Below are 17475 nucleotides of genomic sequence, written 5' to 3'. Positions count from 1 at the left end.
AAGTCCTATAAAGCTTACAATTAAGTTATGTCATCCGCAGACCAGCCCTATATTGATCCCAGCGAAATCGCGCTAGAAGAGTCTGCGGCAGAGCGCTTTAAAAATTCACGCGATGCGTTTTGGTCTGGTATCCGGGATGCAGCGGGCGCTCCAGCAATGGTGCTCTTTGCTGGCATGGTGGGCTTCGGAGCAATGGGTAAAACCAACGGCTTTGATGTTTGGTTTACGACCTTTACTTCCTTCTTTATGTTTGCATTACCGGGGCAGGTGGTCTTGCTCGAGATGGCTACTACCGGCTCATCTGTTGTGGCTATCGCTTTGGCTGTCACGCTGACATCCACGCGCTTCATTACGATGACGGTGACACTCTTTCCTCAGTTCCACCAAAAAGATCGCAATCGCAGTCTATATGCTTCTGTTCATCTATTAGCGATGACAGCATGGGCTATCTCCATGCGCGAGTTTCATGCGATTGAAGTGAAGCATCGCCTTAGCTATTTTGTTGGCTTGGGATTGCTATGCTGGTTGATTTCTATTCCGGGAACCATTCTGGGTTTTTACTTGGCGGGTATGGTGCCCAAACCAGTCACCTTAGGATTGGTATTTATTAATCCCTTGTTTTTCTTACTGACATTTACTGAAGTAAAGCCTTGGATTAACCGTATTGCGATTTGCTTAGGTTGTATCTTTGGCCCCATCTTCTTCATAGTTGATCGCGATACCAGCCTATTAACCGCAGGATTAGTCTCCGGAACTATCGCCTACTTTATTGACCGTAAGTTCTTGCGCAAAAAATCTGGGGTGCTTGGATGATAGACACAATCAACACCATGACTAACGCCCTCTCTGGATGGGGTTTGTGGATTGCCTTAGTGGGCGCCTGTCTGGGCACCTACTTCTGTCGTGCGATCGGTGTATTGCTATCGCAAAGCATCAACCAAGATAGCGAGATCTTCCGCTGGCTGGCTGCTGTGACCTATGCGATGGTTGCTGCTTTAACTATTCGTTTGATTGTGATGCCGCTCGGCCTGATGGCAACCGTACCTTTGTGGATACGAGCGCTGATTTGTGCTTTAGCTATCGGCGTGATGATCTCTAAACCCACCAAGCGTTTGGTTCCTGCCTTGCTGACAGGAACTTTGCTAATGGTGGGTTATGGCGTCATTCGTTAAATAAAAATACGCCGCTCCATTCTCTTTTTTCTCCTATAGATGCGCCGCCAAAATTCTGGCGATATGTACAGCCTCTCGTTGGGTGCCATCGGCAATTTGATGGCGACAACTAGTGCCATCGGCTACCACCCAACTGTCTGGTGATTTCCGAATACTAGGCAAAAGACTAGCTTCTGCCATTTGCTTAGACACTTCAATGTGCTCGGCTTCATAGCCAAAACTACCGGCCATACCGCAGCAAGAAGATTCAATCAATTTAGGCTCTGCATTAGGAATGAGCTTGAGTAATTCTATTGCAGGGGTCACTGCAGCAAATGACTTCTGATGGCAGTGACCATGAAAAAGCACTGACTTATCGGCCGCTTTGAGATTCAATTTGAGCTTGCCTGCTCGTACTTCGCTAGATAAAAACTCTTCGAGTAATTGCGCTTGCTTAGAAACACTTATTGCTTTGTCACCAAAACCCATCACCAAGGCTTCATCCTTCAAGGTAAATAAGCAGGAAGGCTCTAAACCAATGATTGGGATGTCCTTAGCTGCGTATGGCGCGAGGTGATCAACCAATTCACCGAGAGTGGCTTTTGCCTTATCGACCATGCCTGCAGCTAAATAGGTTCTGCCACAGCAAAATTCTTTAGAGCAGCCATTTTCATTGTTATTAGCTTGCTTTGTTTTATTTGTTTGACTCTTGTGCGGAATATGCACGCGATAGCCAGCAGCATTGAGTACTTTTAATGCCGCTTGGAGATTTTCATCTTCAAAGTAGGCGTTAAAGGTATCTGCCAACAGAACTATGCCTTTGCCATCAGGGTTGCTAGCAAGCTGCTCTGGTGTGTACTCATAAGAGTTTGCTGCTTTCTGATTCCAGAAGGTCTTGCTTTTCCAGCTCGGCAAGCTTCTTTGTGCAGAAATACCCATGACCCACTCTTGGAGTGTTGCAATAGGTTTAATGTGATTGCGCAAGTTGAGTAATGCTGGCAAGAATGGAATAGCGCTAATCGTATGGGCGTATTTAGGTAAATAGGCAACCGCTAAATCCCGTAACGAGTGTCCAACACGTTTCTTATAGGCGGAGAGGAACTCAATCTTCATCTTCGCCATGTCTACGCCAGTAGGGCATTCGCGACGACAAGCCTTACAGCTCACACATAGCTCCATCACCTCTTTAATCGCATCGCTACCGAGCGGTGAGGCCTCATCTTTGATGTCGAGTTGATTCGAAAGCGCTAGACGCAAGGTATTTGCTCTACCACGGGTGAGGTGTTTCTCATCACGCGTTACGCGATAGCTAGGGCACATCACTTCAGCATCAAACTTGCGGCAGTGGCCATTGTTATTACACATCTCCACTGCTTTAGCTAAGCCCATGGCTGGGTCACCGCCTGTGCCAGGGGCAGTAGTTGCTTCTGTAATAGCATCGTTTTGCACATTCCAAGCAGACCAATCTAATACAGGCTGTAGAGGAATGACTTTGTAACTTGGCGGAAATCTAAAGTTGCTCGCATCATCCATCTTAGGTGGATTAATGATCTTGCCTGGATTAAATAATCCCTTTGGATCAAAAGCGTGTTTGATTTGTGCGAGGGCTTCAGTGATCTTGGGGCCAAACTGCCAAGAGATCCATTCGCCACGACAGAGGCCATCGCCATGCTCACCGCTATAGGCGCCTTTGTACTTGCGTACCAAGGCGGAAGCTTCTTCAGCAACCGCACGCATTTTCTGGGCGCCATCTCTGCGCATATCCAAAATAGGGCGCACATGCAAGGTGCCAACAGAAGCATGGGCATACCAAGTACCACGTGATCCATATTTAGAAAACACATCTGTTAAGGCTTGGGTATATTCAGCCAAACTCTCTAGTGGAACAGCACAGTCTTCAATAAAGCTCACCGGCTTGCCGTCACCCTTGAGACTCATCATGATGTTGAGGCCCGCTTTGCGCACTTCCCATAAGTTCTTTTGCAAAGAAGCATCAGGCATGGGTACAACAGATCCTGGCAAACCTAAATCACTCATGAGTTCTTGTAAGGCTTTTAGCTTCTCAAGTAATGGTGCATGAGTCCCACCAGAAAACTCTACCAACAAGATGGCTTCCGGAGTCTGGGCTGTGTGATCAATTAAGGCGGTTTCAATGGTTTTCTTAAAGCTGGGATTGCTACGCGCTAAATCAATCATGGTGCGATCAACCAGCTCAACAGCAGTTGGACCTAACTTCACAATATGCTGAGCACTATCCATAGCTTTATAAAAGCTAGCAAAGTTCACAATACCCAGCACCTTATGTTGTGGCAAAGGCGCAAGCTTGAGTTTGAGGGACTTAAAGTACCCAAGGGTGCCTTCGCTACCAACTAAAAGGTGCGCAAGGTTGACGCTGCCATCTTGGGTATAAGGTAATTCACTTTGAGGGTGGAAGATATCGAGGTTATATCCTGCAACACGGCGCAACACCTTAGGAAAGCGTGCTTCGATTTCTGGTTGGAGAGTGGTGGCTAGGTTTTTAACAAAACCACCCAACTGCTTTGCCGCACCAGTACTGCTTGCGTAATCGCTAAAGTTAGCAACTCTGCCGTCTGCTAACCAAGCATCAATACCTAAAACGTTATGCACCATATTGCCGTAAGCGATTGAGCGGCTACCACAAGAGTTATTTCCGGCCATACCGCCAATCGTCGCTTGTCCAGCAGTAGAAACGTCCACTGGATACCAAAGACCGTGTTGTTTGAGTGAGCCATTGAGATGGTCTAGGACAATGCCTGGTTCAACTTCAACATAACCGTGATCCAGATTGAGATCTAAAACATTTCTGAAGTATTTGGTGTTATCAATAACTAGTGCTGCGCCAGTAGTTTGACCGCACTGACTAGTACCGCCTCCACGCGGTAGAACGGGTACACCCATCTCCGCTGCAATCTGAATCGCGCTAGCAATATCTTGTGCAGTCTTCGGCACAAAGACTGCAACCGGCATGGCTTGATAGATTGAGGCATCGGTTGCATAGCGGCCACGACTGGCGCTATCAGTCATCACCTCACCTGAAGTCTCCTTGCGAAGACGTGCCGCTAAAGCCGCTTGATCAACCATGAGTTCTTTAAGATCTAAGGGTTTGTTCATGATTTGGCGGATTCTAACGGGGATTCTGATTGGAGTAATTGAGCAACCACATCGCGTTTATTTCTGACGTGCTGGATCATGATTTTGCGCATGCGGACACCATCTCTTGCCTTAAGGGCATCGAGTATTTCTTGATGTTCTTCCACAGCCTTTTCCCACTTAACGCCATCTTGATTGGAACGAAAGCGTAATGCTTCAATGCGCGCATTGACTTGCGTAAAGAGTTTGGAGAGAACAGGATTGTTTGCCGCCTGATTAATCAAGTGATGAATACGTAAATTGAGTTTGTAATAACTCGATAAATCTCGGCGCGCATAGGAGGCCATCATTTCATATTGGAGGGCTTCTAATTCAGAGAGGGTGGCATCGCTAATATTGTTGGCAGCCAATTCTCCAGAAAATCCCTCGAGGTCTGCAATGACATCAAACGTATTTAAAACATCTGCAAGGCTGAGTTGCACAGCAATCGCACCACGATTGGCGATCAGCTCTACCAAACCTTCGGCTGCTAGACGGCGAATCGCCTCCCGAATGGGTGTGCGGGAGACGTTGAGGCTCTCAGCCAGTTCACGTTCATTCAATTTGCTGCCAGGGGCAATCTTGCCCTCAACCAAGAGGGATCTCAGCTTCTCGAAAGTCGCTTCATGCAAATTTTGTGAATTTGGCTGTTCTATTGCGGTCATGGATCAACCCTTAGTTAAGCTATTGGCTTATTAATTTGTATACAAAATAAGAATAAACTATCTTAAGGTATAAATACAGCCTTTAAATGCTTAATTTAGGCTTTATTCTGATGATTATTTAAAATAATTTGTATACAAAATGGAAATTTACTAAAAATTGTCATACACTATCAACAGAAATTACTACCTATAAACACTTTAAAAGTGAGACAAAGCATGTTGAAACTTGATAACCACGCATCAGGACGCCATTTTTTACATATCCCTGGCCCAAGTCCTGTGCCCCCACGCGTACTGCGCGCCATTAGCTATCAAACTATCGATCATCGTGGTCCAGAATTTGGTGCGTTCGGCCTCAAGGTGTTGGATGGCATCAAAAAGATTTTTAAAACTGAGCAACCGGTCATTATTTATTCCGCATCCGGAACGGGTGCTTGGGAAGGTGCATTAGTCAACGTTCTCAATCCTGGTGACAAAGTGTTGTTCTATGAAACTGGTCAATTTGCAAACTTGTGGCGTGCACTTGGTAAGCGTCTTGGTTTAGACGTTGAAGTGGTTGGTAAAGCCGGACAAGATTCTTGGCGTTGGGGTGTAGATGCATCTCTGATTGAAGAGCGTTTGCGCAAAGATACTGGTCATGAGATCAAAGCAGTTTGTGTTGTGCATAACGAAACTTCAACTGGCGTTACCTCCAATATTGCAGCGGTTCGTAAAGCAATTGATTCCTTAAAGCATCCTGCCTTATTGCTCGTAGACAGCGTATCCGGCTTGGGTTCAGCCGATTACGAACATGACAAATGGGGCGCGGACGTAACTATCTCCGGCTCACAAAAAGGCTTGATGTTGCCACCTGGAATTGGCTTTAATGCTTTATCACCGCGTGCAATTGAAGTTAGTGAAAAAAACAAAATACATAAATCGTATTGGGCTTGGGATGAGATTCTAGAGTCTAATAAAAATGGATATTGGCCAACGACTCCCAGCACCAATTTGATGTATGGTTTACATGAAGCCATGGACATGATGATGGCCGAAGGATTGGATACGATCTTTGCACGTCACCAACGTTTAGCTGCTGCTTGTCGTGAAGCGGTTAATGCATGGGGTCTAGAAATTCAGTGTCAAGATAAAGACTGCTATTCACCGGTGCTTACTTGTATCGCGACACCAGAAGGTATGGATGCTGACGTATTGCGTAAACATGCACTGGAGAAATTTAACCTCTCCTTGGGAACGGGTTTAGGCAAGATCAAAGGCAAGGCATTTCGCATTGGCCATTTAGGCGATTGCAATGAATTGAGCTTGATGGCCGCCCTCAGTGGGGTAGAGATGAGTCTGGGCTCTATGGGTTACAAACCGAAGGCCAGCGGAGTCGTTGCAGCCCAAGAGTTCCTTAAATAAGAAGTACTTAGGGCAACTTAGAGCAAATTAGGGTGGGTGGAGCTAGATTCCTCAGGTTCAATCTGGTTACACCCCTTATAATTCAAGTACTTATATAGAAGTGCATAAAATAAATACACCATATTCGAGATAGAAAGATTAAACATGACTGCGACTAAACCTTACCTCACTCAAGCTGATGCTCAAAAGATTTTGGACGCAGCAAATAATCATGCGGCTGCCAATAATTGGGCTGTAACGATTGCCGTTTGTGATGACGGCGGTCATATGTTGGGCTTGATTCGTCGTGATGGTTGTGCTCCGGTATCTGCATACATTGCACAAGAAAAAGCACGTACAGCTGCAATGGGTAAACGTGAGAGTCGCGTTTATGAAGAAATTATTAACAACGGCCGCACCTCTTTCTTATCTGCCCCACATATTTCGGGCATGTTGGAGGGTGGGGTCAATATCGATGTAAATGGGTTTACCATCGGCGCAGTCGGCGTTTCCGGCGTTAAATCGACCGAGGATGCTGAAACCGCTAAGGCTGGCATTGCGGCCATCCTGTAAGTTACCTTGACAAATACTGCTACTGAAATAAATTCTTCAGGGGTTAGCGACACCGCTACCCCTAGCGTTACTGATATTACTAGCGCTGCTGCTGCCCCTGCGGCAACAATCACTTTTGCTGACTTTGGTTTAGATCCGAAAATTCAAAAAGCGGTTCTTGAGCAGGGTTACACCATTCCTACTCCGATTCAAGCGCAATCTATTCCGCATGTATTGGCGGGCAGTGACTTAATGGGTGCAGCACAAACTGGTACTGGTAAAACAGCTGCCTTTGTATTGCCGATTATTCAAAAGATATTGCGTCACGCCAGTAATAGCGCATCGCCAGCACGTCATCCAATCCGTGCATTGGTTCTCACTCCGACCCGTGAGCTGGCAGTGCAAGTAGCCGAGAATGCGGCAAGCTATTCCAAACACACTGATTTACGCGCTGCCGTTGTTTATGGTGGCGTGGATATGAAAGAACAAGTATCAATACTGCGTAATGGCGTAGAGATCTTGATCGCCACTCCAGGACGTTTGCTTGATCACATTGGCTCTAAAGTGGCCAACCTCTCCCAAGTGGAGATTTTGGTTTTAGATGAAGCCGATCGCATGCTTGATATGGGTTTCTTGCCTGACCTACAGCGCATCATTGATTTGATTCCTGCGCAAAGACAGACATTGTTGTTCTCTGCAACGTTCTCACCAGAAATTAAGAAGCTGGCACAAAGTTATTTGCGCACTCCAGTAACGGTTGAAGTGGCTCGTCAAAATGCCGCCGCCGATACGGTGAAGCAAGTAGTTCATATGGTGTCATCAGCTGATAAGCAACGCGCCATTGTCAAAGTATTAGAAGCGCGCACGCGTGCTGGTTTATCACGCCAATGCATCATCTTTACCAATAGTCGTTTAGGCTGTGCAAAGTTATCTCGTGCCTTAGAGCGTGACGGTATTAAAGCGGGCGCGATTCATGGTGACAAGAGTCAGGGTGAGCGTACTTTAACTTTGGACGCATTTAAATCTGGCGCAATCGAAGCATTAGTAGCAACCGATGTGGCTGCTCGAGGTTTAGATATTCCCGATATGCCGTGCGTGATTAATCACGAGCTGCCTTACAACGCAGAAGATTTTATTCACCGCATTGGCCGTACGGGTCGTGCTGGTAGTAAAGGTGATGCGATTGCTTTGGTGGATGCCAGTGAAAAGCGTTTGCTTGACGATATCGAAAAGCTAATGAAGCGCAAGCTGGATGTGCAGCCTTTACCAGCAGGTGAACCTTCACAAAGCCGCCCTTCATCTAGTGGTTATGGCGGCTCCAGTGGATCTAGAAGTTCTTACAGTGCACCAGCCAAAATGTCTGACCCCTTTTTCTACAAGCCTTACGAGCCATCTGCAGCACCATCAGCTTCTGCAGATCCCGCTAAGCCAGAAGAGAAGAAGGCGGGCATTACCCCTGCTAAGCCCGCTGTTGGCGCTTTACTCGGCGGCTTTAAGAAAAAGTAGGCCATGCATGAGTGGCTGCAAGCAGCCACTCTGCAATAGTGACATTCTCGCCATCCGGCAAATTCTGCAATCCCAAATGTGTTGCCGCTTTACGTAGCTCTATCAGCGAGTGCTTTGCATCTTGCGTATTGATTTGGGTGGCTAAAGTTTGCTTGCTGAGTTTTTCACCGTGCTCATCCAGCACCAGTGGCAGGTGAAGATATTCTGGCCGCTTGTATCCCAATATCTCTTGTAGATAAATTTGCCTTGCAGTATTACTCAGCAAATCTTTGCCACGAACGATGTGTGTAATGTTCTGCTCGGCATCGTCAACCACTACAGCTAGCTGATAAGTAAATAAGCCATCAGTTCTGCGTATTACAAAATCACCCACTTCTGTATTGAGGTTTTGGTTTTGAGAGCCTAGAGCTAAATCCCTAAATTCAATATGGCAATTTTGGGGAAGGGCAATCCGCCAAGCCCGCTGCAATTCCCCGAAAGATTCTGCGGGATTGCTAATTAAGGTAGCGGGGCGGCAGGTGCCGGGATAGACCATTTCTTGGTTTCGGGAAGTTTCTATTCCGAGCTTGGCCAGGGCATTGGCAATGGTTTGTCTTGAACAAGTGCAGGAATACAGGCATTGAAGCCCATTTAAGCGTTCTAAAGCCCTTTGATGAGCCTCTTGGCGCTGAGATTGCTGTACGACCTCCTCATCCCAAGAAAGGCCACAGGCGAGCAATTGAGCCTGAATTTGCCTGGTTGCCTCAGGGAGGCACCTTGGGGTGTCCAAATCCTCGATTCTGAGCAGCCATTTACCCCCGTTTTTTCGGGCATCTAGCCAGCTTCCCAGGGCAGCAACCAGGGATCCGGCATGTAGCGGACCAGTAGGCGAGGGGGCGAATCGCCCGCGATAGCCGCCGGTTGGGGGTGGAGGGTTTTTGAATGTCGACACAGCTAAAATCATCTCATGGCTTCACCCCGTTTTGTACATCTCCGCGTCCATTCCGAGTTTTCGATTACGGATGGAGTCGTGCGCATTGATGATGCGGTGGCTGCTGCCGTCAAAGATGAGATGGGTGCGTTAGCAATTACCGATTTAAGTAATTTATTTGGTTTGGTGCGGTTCTATACTGCCGCCCGTTCTGGCGGGATCAAGCCCATTGCTGGGGCGGATGTTTGGGTGAGCAATCCTCAGGATCCAGATCAGCCTCATCGCTTATTGCTCTTGGTACAAAATCATTCCGGTTACCTCAATTTATGTGAGTTGCTCAGTAGGGCATCTCTCGACAATCAATCCCGTGGTCGCGCTGAAGTCGATGCCGCTTGGTTTAGTGAGCCCGCTGCAAAAGCAGAGGATAAAGCTGCCAAGCGCACACTCTCTTATGGCTTGATTGCACTTTCTGGCGCACGTATGGGTGAAATCGGCATCGCGCTACTGGGTGGGCAAGAAGATCAAGCGAAGATTGTTGCTAGACGCTACGAAAAACTCTTTCCGAAGTCTTTCTATATCGAGGTCCAGCGCGGTGGTAATCCTCAAGATGAAAAACAACTCCAACTTGCCTGTCATCTGGCCAGCGAGTTAAATTTGCCAGTGGTGGCAACACACCCAGTGCAGTTCATGCAAAAGAGCGACTTTACTGCGCATGAGGCCCGGGTCTGTATTGCTGAAGGCGAGTTACTCGGCAATCCACGTCGAACCAAAAAGTTTAATGACGAGCAGTACTTCCTAACCCAAGAGGAAATGGAAAAACGTTTTGCAGATTTGCCAGCCGCATTGGCGAACTCGGTTGAAATTGCCAAGCGTTGCAATCTCTCATTGGTATTAGGTCAACCGCGTTTACCAGATTTCCCTACGCCTCCTGGTATTACGCTCGATGACTACCTTTTGCAGCAATCGGAAATTGGTTTGAAGCGCCACATGGAGCGCAATTTCCCGGATGTAGAAGAGCGCGAAAAAGAAATGGCGCGCTATCACGATCGTTTGGTATTTGAAGTCAAGACGATTTCTCAAATGGGTTTCCCAGGCTATTTCTTGATTGTGGCGGACTTCATTAACTGGGCTAAAAATAATGGCGTGCCTGTAGGCCCTGGTCGCGGATCGGGTGCTGGTTCTTTAGTGGCTTACTCACTCGGGATTACCGATTTGGATCCGCTCCGTTACAACCTACTCTTTGAGCGCTTTCTAAATCCAGAGCGGGTATCGATGCCCGACTTCGATATCGACTTCTGTCAGCATGGTCGTGACCGTGTGATTCAGTATGTAAAAGATAAATACGGCAAAGATGCGGTAAGTCAGATTGCTACCTTTGGCACGATGGCTGCGAGAGCGGCGATTCGTGACGTAGGGCGCGTATTAGAGCAGGGTTATAACTTCGTAGACGGTATCGCTAAACTCATTCCGAATAAGCCAGGTCAGTACATGACCATTGAGATGGCTAAGAAGGAAGAGAAGCAATTAGCCGAGCGCGAAAAGAATGAAGATGAAGTGCGTCAACTACTTTCCTTGGCGCAACAGCTAGAGGGTATGACCCGTAACGTCGGTATGCATGCGGGTGGCGTATTAATTGCTCCAGGGCGTCTCACCGATTTTTGTCCGCTCTATACGCAAGAAAGTAAAGATCAAGACAGTAGCTCCGTTATTAGCCAGTTCGATAAGGATGACGTAGAAGCGATTGGCTTGGTGAAGTTCGACTTCCTGGGTCTGACTACGCTTACTATTTTGGCAGCAGCAGAGCGTTGGATTAAAGCATTACACGCTGATCGCAGAGACTGGAATATCGGTGAGATTGCGCTCGATGATGAAAAAGCATTTGATGTTCTCAAGCGCGCCAATACCGTTGCCGTGTTCCAGCTAGAAAGCCGCGGTATGCAAGGCATGCTACGTGAAGCCAAGCCTGACCGCTTTGAGGACATTATTGCTTTGGTAGCGTTGTATCGTCCAGGCCCAATGGATTTGATCCCAGACTTTATTGAACGTAAGCATGGTCGTCAAAAAGTGGAGTATCCAGATCCCCGAATTGAGCCTGTTCTTCGTGAGACCTACGGCATTATGGTCTACCAAGAGCAGGTGATGCAAATGGCGCAGATGATTGGTGGCTACTCACTAGGTGGTGCCGACATGTTACGTCGTGCGATGGGTAAGAAAAAGCCTGAAGAGATGGCTCAGCATCGCAAAATCTTTAGTGATGGTGCAAAAGCGGGCGGCATTACCGAGTCAAAGGCAAATGAGATCTATGACTTGATGGAGCGTTTTGCTGGCTACGGATTTAATAAGTCCCATGCTGCTGCATACGCACTCTTGGCGTATCAAACTGCTTGGCTCAAAGCGTATTACCCAGCTGAATTTATGGCGGCCAACTTATCACTCGCAATGGATGACACCGATAAGGTGAAAATTCTGTATGACGATTGCTTAGTCAATAACATTCGGGTGTTCTCTCCTGATATCAATACTGGTGTTTATGAGTTCACGCCATTGCGCGCACCCGATGCAGCTCCAGATTCATCCATCAGCCACATTCGTTATGGCTTAGGTGCTGTGCGTGGTACTGGTGAGGCAGCAATTGAATCCATCGTGAAGGCGCGTGAAAGTGGCGGGCCATTTAAAGATTTGTTTGATTTCTGTGCAAGAGTGGATCGTAGACAAGTCAATCGCCGCGCTATTGAAGCGCTGATGCGTGCTGGTGCGTTTGATAGCTTGTATCGTGACTCTCTTCCTGCGGGCGGAAATTTGTATGACATTCGCTCTACCTTGCTTGCCTCTTTAGCTAGAGCGATTGAGGCTGCTGAGCAAGCGGAGGCATCGATTCACCAGGTGAGCTTGTTTGAGGCAGCTGGCGAAGAGGATCGCCATCTTCCAGAGTTAGTGCGCGAGCCTATCTGGTCTGAGAAGAAGCGTTTGCAAGAAGAGAAGAATGCCTTAGGTCTTTGCCTAACGGGGCACATGTTTGACGCCTATCGCGATGAGACTTCTCACTTTATCCGGCAGCCTTTAGCTAAGGTAACAGAGGGTAAAGATCAACTCATTGCCGGCATTATCACTTCAGCACGAATGCTGACTGGGCAACGCGGTCGCATGATGATTGCAACTATCGATGATGGCTCTGCTGCCCTCGAAGTCACTTTGTATAGCGAAGTCTACGAGCCTAATCGCTCTTGGCTAAAAGAAGATGAGCTCTTGGTTGCCAAGGTCAATGTGACGCCTGATAAGTTCTCAGGCGGTATGCGCATTGTGTCTGAGGCAGTGATGGATATCACGGGTGCGCGTATGCGTTTTGCTCGCAATGTTCATGTCTGCATTGATAACGCAATTGATATCAAGATGCTCCGTAGCCAAATTAATCCCTACCTTATGGCTAATCGTGTGCGTGATCCTAAGCTTGGTGCATCTGCCCCTGCTGCGCCGGGATCGAATGATGGTATGAAAGGCTTAATGCTGACGGCTGCCGTTACTACCAGTGGGGGCGCATGCTTGATGCAGTTCCCAGAAGAGTTGCGTATTTATCCAGACGATGCTTGCTTGCACGGACTAAATCAAATCCTAGCTTCTAAGCAAAAAGATCCTGTACAGATTCAGTATCACTGATCGTATTGGTTGATCTAGTTCGGTAATGCTTTCTGAATCGCCTCGATGACTTGCTTGGGCTTTAGTAAGTCCAAGCACTCACTATAACTATCGGCCTTATCTAAGCATCCTGCTTTACGGCAAGGCACGCATTCACCAGGGCCTTGCAGGATGGTGACACTGCCAACGGTTTGGGTGCGAGCACGCAATTGATATGGCTGTTCACCAATAAAACCATTGGGCCATGGCCCAAAGTTCGTTGGTGGGGTGGCGCCAAAGAGGGCGATGGTTGGTGTGTTGCATGCTGCTGCTAGATGGGTGATTGAAGTATCAACTCCGATATACAAAGCAGCACCACGAATCAAGGTGCCCGCTTGCGGAATGGATAATTTACCAGCAGCATTAACCACTTTTTTCTTAGTTTCTTCATTTAGCAGAGAAATGATGTCGTGATTGAGTTGTACATCTTGCTTGGCGGGTGAAGCACTGAGGATTACCTGGAAGTTCTGCTTTACGAGCCAGGTGATGAGCTCTTGCCAATACGCAAGGGGCCAGCGCTTATAGGCCGTTAAGGGTCCTGGGTGTACAACAACATAAGGTTGCTTAAGTTCGTTTGTAATGACCGGCGTTAAGGGCTCTCCTGTAGGCGGAGTAACTGTGATCGGTTTGGAAAATAATTCAGCTCGGTTTTTAAAAAAGACCTCTAGCAGGCGCAGTTTTTCGGTAATGACATGCTGCTGAAAGTAGTCAACATCCACTGTGTGCATACAGATGAATTTCTTCCAGGTATTTTGCTTCTCACTCTTACTTCGCTTTTGTTGATCTTGCGCATCTTTGCCTTGAGGATGACCACCCAGAACACCGACTCTTTTAAAGGCTGCTACTAAGCCATAAAGGTAAGCGCGATCACTGGGTTGCGTAACAAAAGCTAAGTCATAGCGTTGAAACAGGCGATTAAAGAGCGAGAGGTATTCACCAAAACCGGGACGATCTGAAGTTTCTATCACTTCAGCAATGTCGGGATTGCCATGAAGCATCTCTAACTTGCCGCGATACCCCAAAAAATGAAACTCCGCATCAGGCCAAAGCTCTCTAGCCTTGCTAATTAAGGGTGTTGTTACTAATACGTCTCCAATTTGCCTCGTGGCAATAAATAAAACCTTTTTAGGTTTAAGTGTGGAGTACGCAGTCATGGCAGTGCGCATGCTCAAAGGGCCTTAGCCAAGATCTTCTCACGAACCCGTCGAGCATTCTCAGCGGCGTTACTCTGATCATGGATTTGATGAAAGAGATGGAGGACTTCAGTAGACCATGAGCCTGACTTGCGGCGAATACGATGGTGTTGTAAGCGGAAGATAAAATCGGCATCTTCATGGCCCCAGCCGGTCATAGTTTCATCAAAGCCGTTAATAGCTTCAGCATCGGCCTTCCAGCAAGCCATATTGCAACCCTTAATGCGACGCCAAACAAATTTTTTATAGTCGCGCCAAGAGCCATTGCCTAGCTTTACTTTGAGGGGCCAATATTTATTGATGCCTCCACTCAAGCGCTTGCTAATGAGGTTAGAGCAAAATCGCTCAAAATTCCACTGAGGCCAAGTCAGCAATTCGGTGGTGAGGCTTTCATTTAGCAGGACTCTGCTGCCAGTAACTAAGTACCCCTTTTGTGCCAGCGCACGATGCTTTGCTACAAAGTCTGGCTGGACAATGCAATCGCCATCCAAGAAAATCAGGTAGTCGCCATGGGCTGCAGCGATTGCTTTATTAAGAATCTTGGTTTTCTGAAAGCCTTGGTCTTCTTGCCAAAGATGAGTAATAGAGGCCGGGTGTAAGGCTTTAATGGATTCAATGAGGTGTTTTGTGCTCTCAGTAGAGCCATCATCAGCAATGATGATTTCAAAGTTCTGATCAGTTTGAGTGGCTAGAGATTCTAGGCAAAGCTTGAGTGCTTGTGGCCAGTTATAGGTAGCCAGCAAAATCGAAATCATTTACTGGTTTCCTGATTCAGGTGCCACAACTTAATATAGCGGTAATAGGTTCCCTGACCATTGGATACTGCCAATGCAAATCCTTGGGGGCCGTCTAAGAATCCCGCACGCAAAACATAGGTACGGAAAAATGCCCAAGCGCCATGCAGGGCTGCCTTGAGGGGGCTACTGGTTTTACCTCTGGCAAATGCTTGCTCTGCGGAAGCGGTGGAGTAGCGATCTAGCTTTTGAAGGACTTGAGAGTAATTCATGAAGCTGTAATGCAACATGGGGTTCTCTAGCTTGGCGACTTGGCCATTCGGTATCAGGCGCTCATGAACTAAATCATCCGAGAAGCGGGCGGTACCGCGTTTAAATAAACGATCGACATAATCCGGGCTCCAGCCAGAGTGGCGGATAAAGCGTCCGCAATACCAAGAAAGTCTGGGGATGGCAAAGCAATCTACATGGGCACTATGGTGAATCGCTGTCAGAATTTCCGATTTGAGAGCCGGAGTCAGTCTTTCATCGGCATCCAGTGATAGAACCCATTCGCTGGTAGCTAAATCCAGGGCGCGGTTCTTCTGGGGTCCAAACCCGGGCCAATCCACAGGCTGAGAAATGCTTGCCCCATGCTTTTTGGCTATTTCTAGGGTGCGGTCAGAGCTATTGGTATCGACAACCACGATCTGCTGGGCGATCCCCTCCAGAGAGGCCAGACAATCGTCCAAATTGGCCTCTTCATTGCGGGTGATGAGTATGACTGATAAGGTGGGCATAATTCATTATATGAATGCTCAAGACCGCACCGCCCTAAATCGCTTAATTACCTACCTCAAGCCCCATTACAGCTTGATTATTGGATCACTTTTAGCCATGGCTTTGGTGGCTGGCGCCGAAACCTCCATTCCGGCTCTGATGAAACCTTTGTTGGACCGCGGGTTCACTGGTCAGCTCAATAGCAAGCTCTGGCAAGTCCCTGTTTTTTTGGTCGGCTTGGCCTTGGTTCGTAGTTTGGCTCAATTTTTATCCAACTATCTATTAACTCGCGTAATTAATGCGGTGTTATTAAAATTGCGTGAGCAAATGTTTCAAACACTGTTGCATGCAAGGACCACTTTTTTTCAACAGAACTCCGCATCAAATCTGATTAACGCCGTTGTCTTTGAGGTAAATAATGTTCTTTCCATCATGGGTGGAATGTTAATTAGCTTAGTTCGTGATTCACTCACTGTAATTGGTTTAATGGGTTATCTCATCTACCTAAACTGGCAATTGACATTGGTTGTTCTGTTTATTTTTCCCGTGATTGCATTCATCATGAGCAAAATTAATCGTCGCCTAAGATCGCTCAATAGAGAACAGCAAACACTCACCAGTGAGCTTGCTTATATTGTGGAAGAGGCAGCTGCGGGATACAAGATAGTTAAAGTTCATGGTGCTCAAGAGTACGAAGCGAATCGTTTTAAGCAAAAGGCTGAACGTGCACGTCAGTTTGCTTTGAAGTCTGCTGTGGCGGGCGGGCTAAATCAGCCAATTACTCAGCTGATTGCCTCTATGGCCTTATCCGTAGTGCTAGTAATCGCGTTGATGCAATCTGCCACCGAAGGCACGACTGTCGGCGGGTTTGCAGCCTTTATTACCGCCATGATGTTGGTGATTTCACCACTTAAGCACTTGGCTGATATTAATCAGCCGCTACAACGTGGCCTTACTGCTGCGGAAATGATTTTTGGATTGATGGATCAACCTTTTGAAGAAGATGAAGAGCGTAAGCAAAACATGAAGTCGCTCAATAAGGCAAAAGGCGCTATTCGTTTTGATGATGTTGGCTTTTCATATCAACAAGATGTAGGGCGAAAAGATGCTTTACGCAATATCAATCTCAACATTAAACCGGGTGAGGTTGTAGCTTTCGTTGGTCCCTCAGGTGGCGGTAAATCTACGCTCGTTAATTTATTGCCACGCTTCTATAAGCCGACCAGCGGCCACATTTTCTTGGATGACATTCCTATTGAAGATATTGTGTTGGCTGATGTGCGACGCCAGATTGCCTTTGTAAGTCAGGATGTCATTCTCTTTAACGATACGATTGCTGCCAACGTCGCCTATGGCGCTAACGATCATGATGGCATTGATCGCGGACGTGTCATGGAGGCTTTGGAGGCTGCCAATCTGAGCGCGCTGATCAAAGAGTTGCCTGAGGGCGTTGATTCGATGGTGGGGGATAACGGTAATCGCTTATCTGGCGGACAGCGCCAGCGTATGGCTATTGCCCGAGCAATATATAAGAATGCGCCAATTTTGATTTTGGATGAAGCAACTTCAGCATTGGATTCTGAATCTGAGCGTCAGGTTCAGGAAGCGCTCGAGCGCTTAATGGTGAATAGAACAACCTTAGTGATTGCGCATCGTTTATCTACTATTGAACATGCCGATAGAATTGTGGTTCTGGAGCATGGCAAGATTGTCGAGAATGGCTCGCACGAGGATCTCATTAAGCATGATGGCTTGTATGCGAACTTACATCGCATCCAATTCTCTAACGCTTAATTCAGAAAA

Annotated in this window: 13 protein-coding genes; 7 read left to right on the top strand and 6 right to left on the bottom strand. The window is 47.3% G+C overall.

The features are described from left to right. Positions 1–27 precede the first annotated feature (27 nt). Together C2755_RS07260 and C2755_RS07255 are read left to right on the top strand one after the other, a co-directional pair. The gene (locus C2755_RS07260) at positions 28–813 is read left to right on the top strand and encodes an AzlC family ABC transporter permease (protein ID WP_215320462.1); all 786 of its coding nucleotides are present in this window, start codon (positions 28–30) and stop codon (positions 811–813) included. Positions 814–830: 17 nt separating this feature from the next. Beyond that, positions 831–1172, top strand: coding sequence for an AzlD domain-containing protein (locus C2755_RS07255; RefSeq protein WP_251368449.1), 342 nt, complete (start codon positions 831–833; stop codon positions 1170–1172). A gap of 33 nt (positions 1173–1205) precedes the next feature. On the opposite strand, the gene C2755_RS07250 is transcribed toward C2755_RS07255, so the two are convergent. After that, positions 1206–4283 carry an FAD-binding and (Fe-S)-binding domain-containing protein gene (locus C2755_RS07250; RefSeq protein WP_215320460.1) on the bottom strand — a complete coding sequence of 1026 codons (3078 nt, stop codon included), beginning with the start codon at positions 4281–4283 and terminating at the stop codon, positions 1206–1208. Beyond that, positions 4280–4966: a GntR family transcriptional regulator gene (locus C2755_RS07245; protein WP_215320458.1), complete on the bottom strand. Its 687-nt coding sequence runs from the start codon at positions 4964–4966 to the stop codon at positions 4280–4282. The genes C2755_RS07250 and C2755_RS07245 overlap by 4 nt, the downstream gene beginning before the upstream one ends. A gap of 216 nt (positions 4967–5182) precedes the next feature. On the opposite strand from C2755_RS07245, the gene C2755_RS07240 reads away from it, so the two are divergent. The 3 genes from C2755_RS07240 to C2755_RS07230 all read left to right on the top strand — a co-directional run bounded on the left by C2755_RS07240 (position 5183) and on the right by C2755_RS07230 (position 8404). Further along, entirely contained in the window at positions 5183–6367 is a 1185-nt protein-coding gene (locus C2755_RS07240; RefSeq protein ID WP_215320456.1) for an alanine--glyoxylate aminotransferase family protein, read from the top strand. Positions 6368–6511: 144 nt separating this feature from the next. Further along, on the top strand, positions 6512–6919 hold the full coding sequence (locus tag C2755_RS07235) for a heme-binding protein (protein WP_215320454.1): 408 nt from the start codon (positions 6512–6514) through the stop codon (positions 6917–6919). Positions 6920–6925: 6 nt separating this feature from the next. After that, positions 6926–8404 carry a DEAD/DEAH box helicase gene (locus C2755_RS07230; RefSeq protein ID WP_215320452.1) on the top strand — a complete coding sequence of 493 codons (1479 nt, stop codon included), beginning with the start codon at positions 6926–6928 and terminating at the stop codon, positions 8402–8404. Here the strand turns inward: C2755_RS07230 and gluQRS are convergent. Then, the gene (gene gluQRS / locus C2755_RS07225) at positions 8391–9347 is read right to left on the bottom strand and encodes a tRNA glutamyl-Q(34) synthetase GluQRS (protein ID WP_215320451.1); all 957 of its coding nucleotides are present in this window, start codon (positions 9345–9347) and stop codon (positions 8391–8393) included. The two genes, C2755_RS07230 and gluQRS, sit on opposite strands and share 14 nt — an antisense overlap. A gap of 3 nt (positions 9348–9350) precedes the next feature. Between gluQRS and dnaE the strand changes: the two genes are divergently transcribed. Beyond that, positions 9351–12968, top strand: coding sequence for a DNA polymerase III subunit alpha (gene dnaE, locus C2755_RS07220; RefSeq protein ID WP_215320449.1), 3618 nt, complete (start codon positions 9351–9353; stop codon positions 12966–12968). Between the two features lie 14 nt (positions 12969–12982). Here the strand turns inward: dnaE and C2755_RS07215 are convergent, their stop codons facing one another. Genes C2755_RS07215 through C2755_RS07205 form a run of 3 tightly spaced genes read right to left on the bottom strand, consistent with a single transcriptional unit; the run spans position 12983 to position 15692 of the window. Then, complete coding sequence (locus C2755_RS07215) at positions 12983–14152, bottom strand: glycosyltransferase family 9 protein (RefSeq protein WP_251368448.1); 1170 nt, start codon at positions 14150–14152, stop codon at positions 12983–12985. A 2-nt stretch (positions 14153–14154) separates the two neighbouring features. Next, entirely contained in the window at positions 14155–14934 is a 780-nt protein-coding gene (locus C2755_RS07210; protein ID WP_215320447.1) for a glycosyltransferase family 2 protein, read from the bottom strand. Beyond that, a complete protein-coding gene (locus tag C2755_RS07205) occupies positions 14931–15692 on the bottom strand; it encodes a glycosyltransferase family 2 protein (RefSeq protein WP_215320445.1) in 762 nt (253 codons plus the stop codon). The genes C2755_RS07210 and C2755_RS07205 overlap by 4 nt, the downstream gene beginning before the upstream one ends. 10 nt (positions 15693–15702) lie before the next feature. Between C2755_RS07205 and msbA the strand changes: the two genes are divergently transcribed. Beyond that, entirely contained in the window at positions 15703–17466 is a 1764-nt protein-coding gene (gene msbA, locus C2755_RS07200; protein ID WP_215320443.1) for a lipid A export permease/ATP-binding protein MsbA, read from the top strand. The last annotated feature ends 9 nt before the right edge of the window (positions 17467–17475 follow it).

Source organism: Polynucleobacter sp. MWH-S4W17, from assembly GCF_018687535.1.
Taxonomy (GTDB): Bacteria; Pseudomonadota; Gammaproteobacteria; order Burkholderiales; family Burkholderiaceae; genus Polynucleobacter.
The sequence above is the reverse complement of the archived record's forward strand: the minus strand, read 5'-3'. Positions and strand labels throughout refer to the sequence as shown.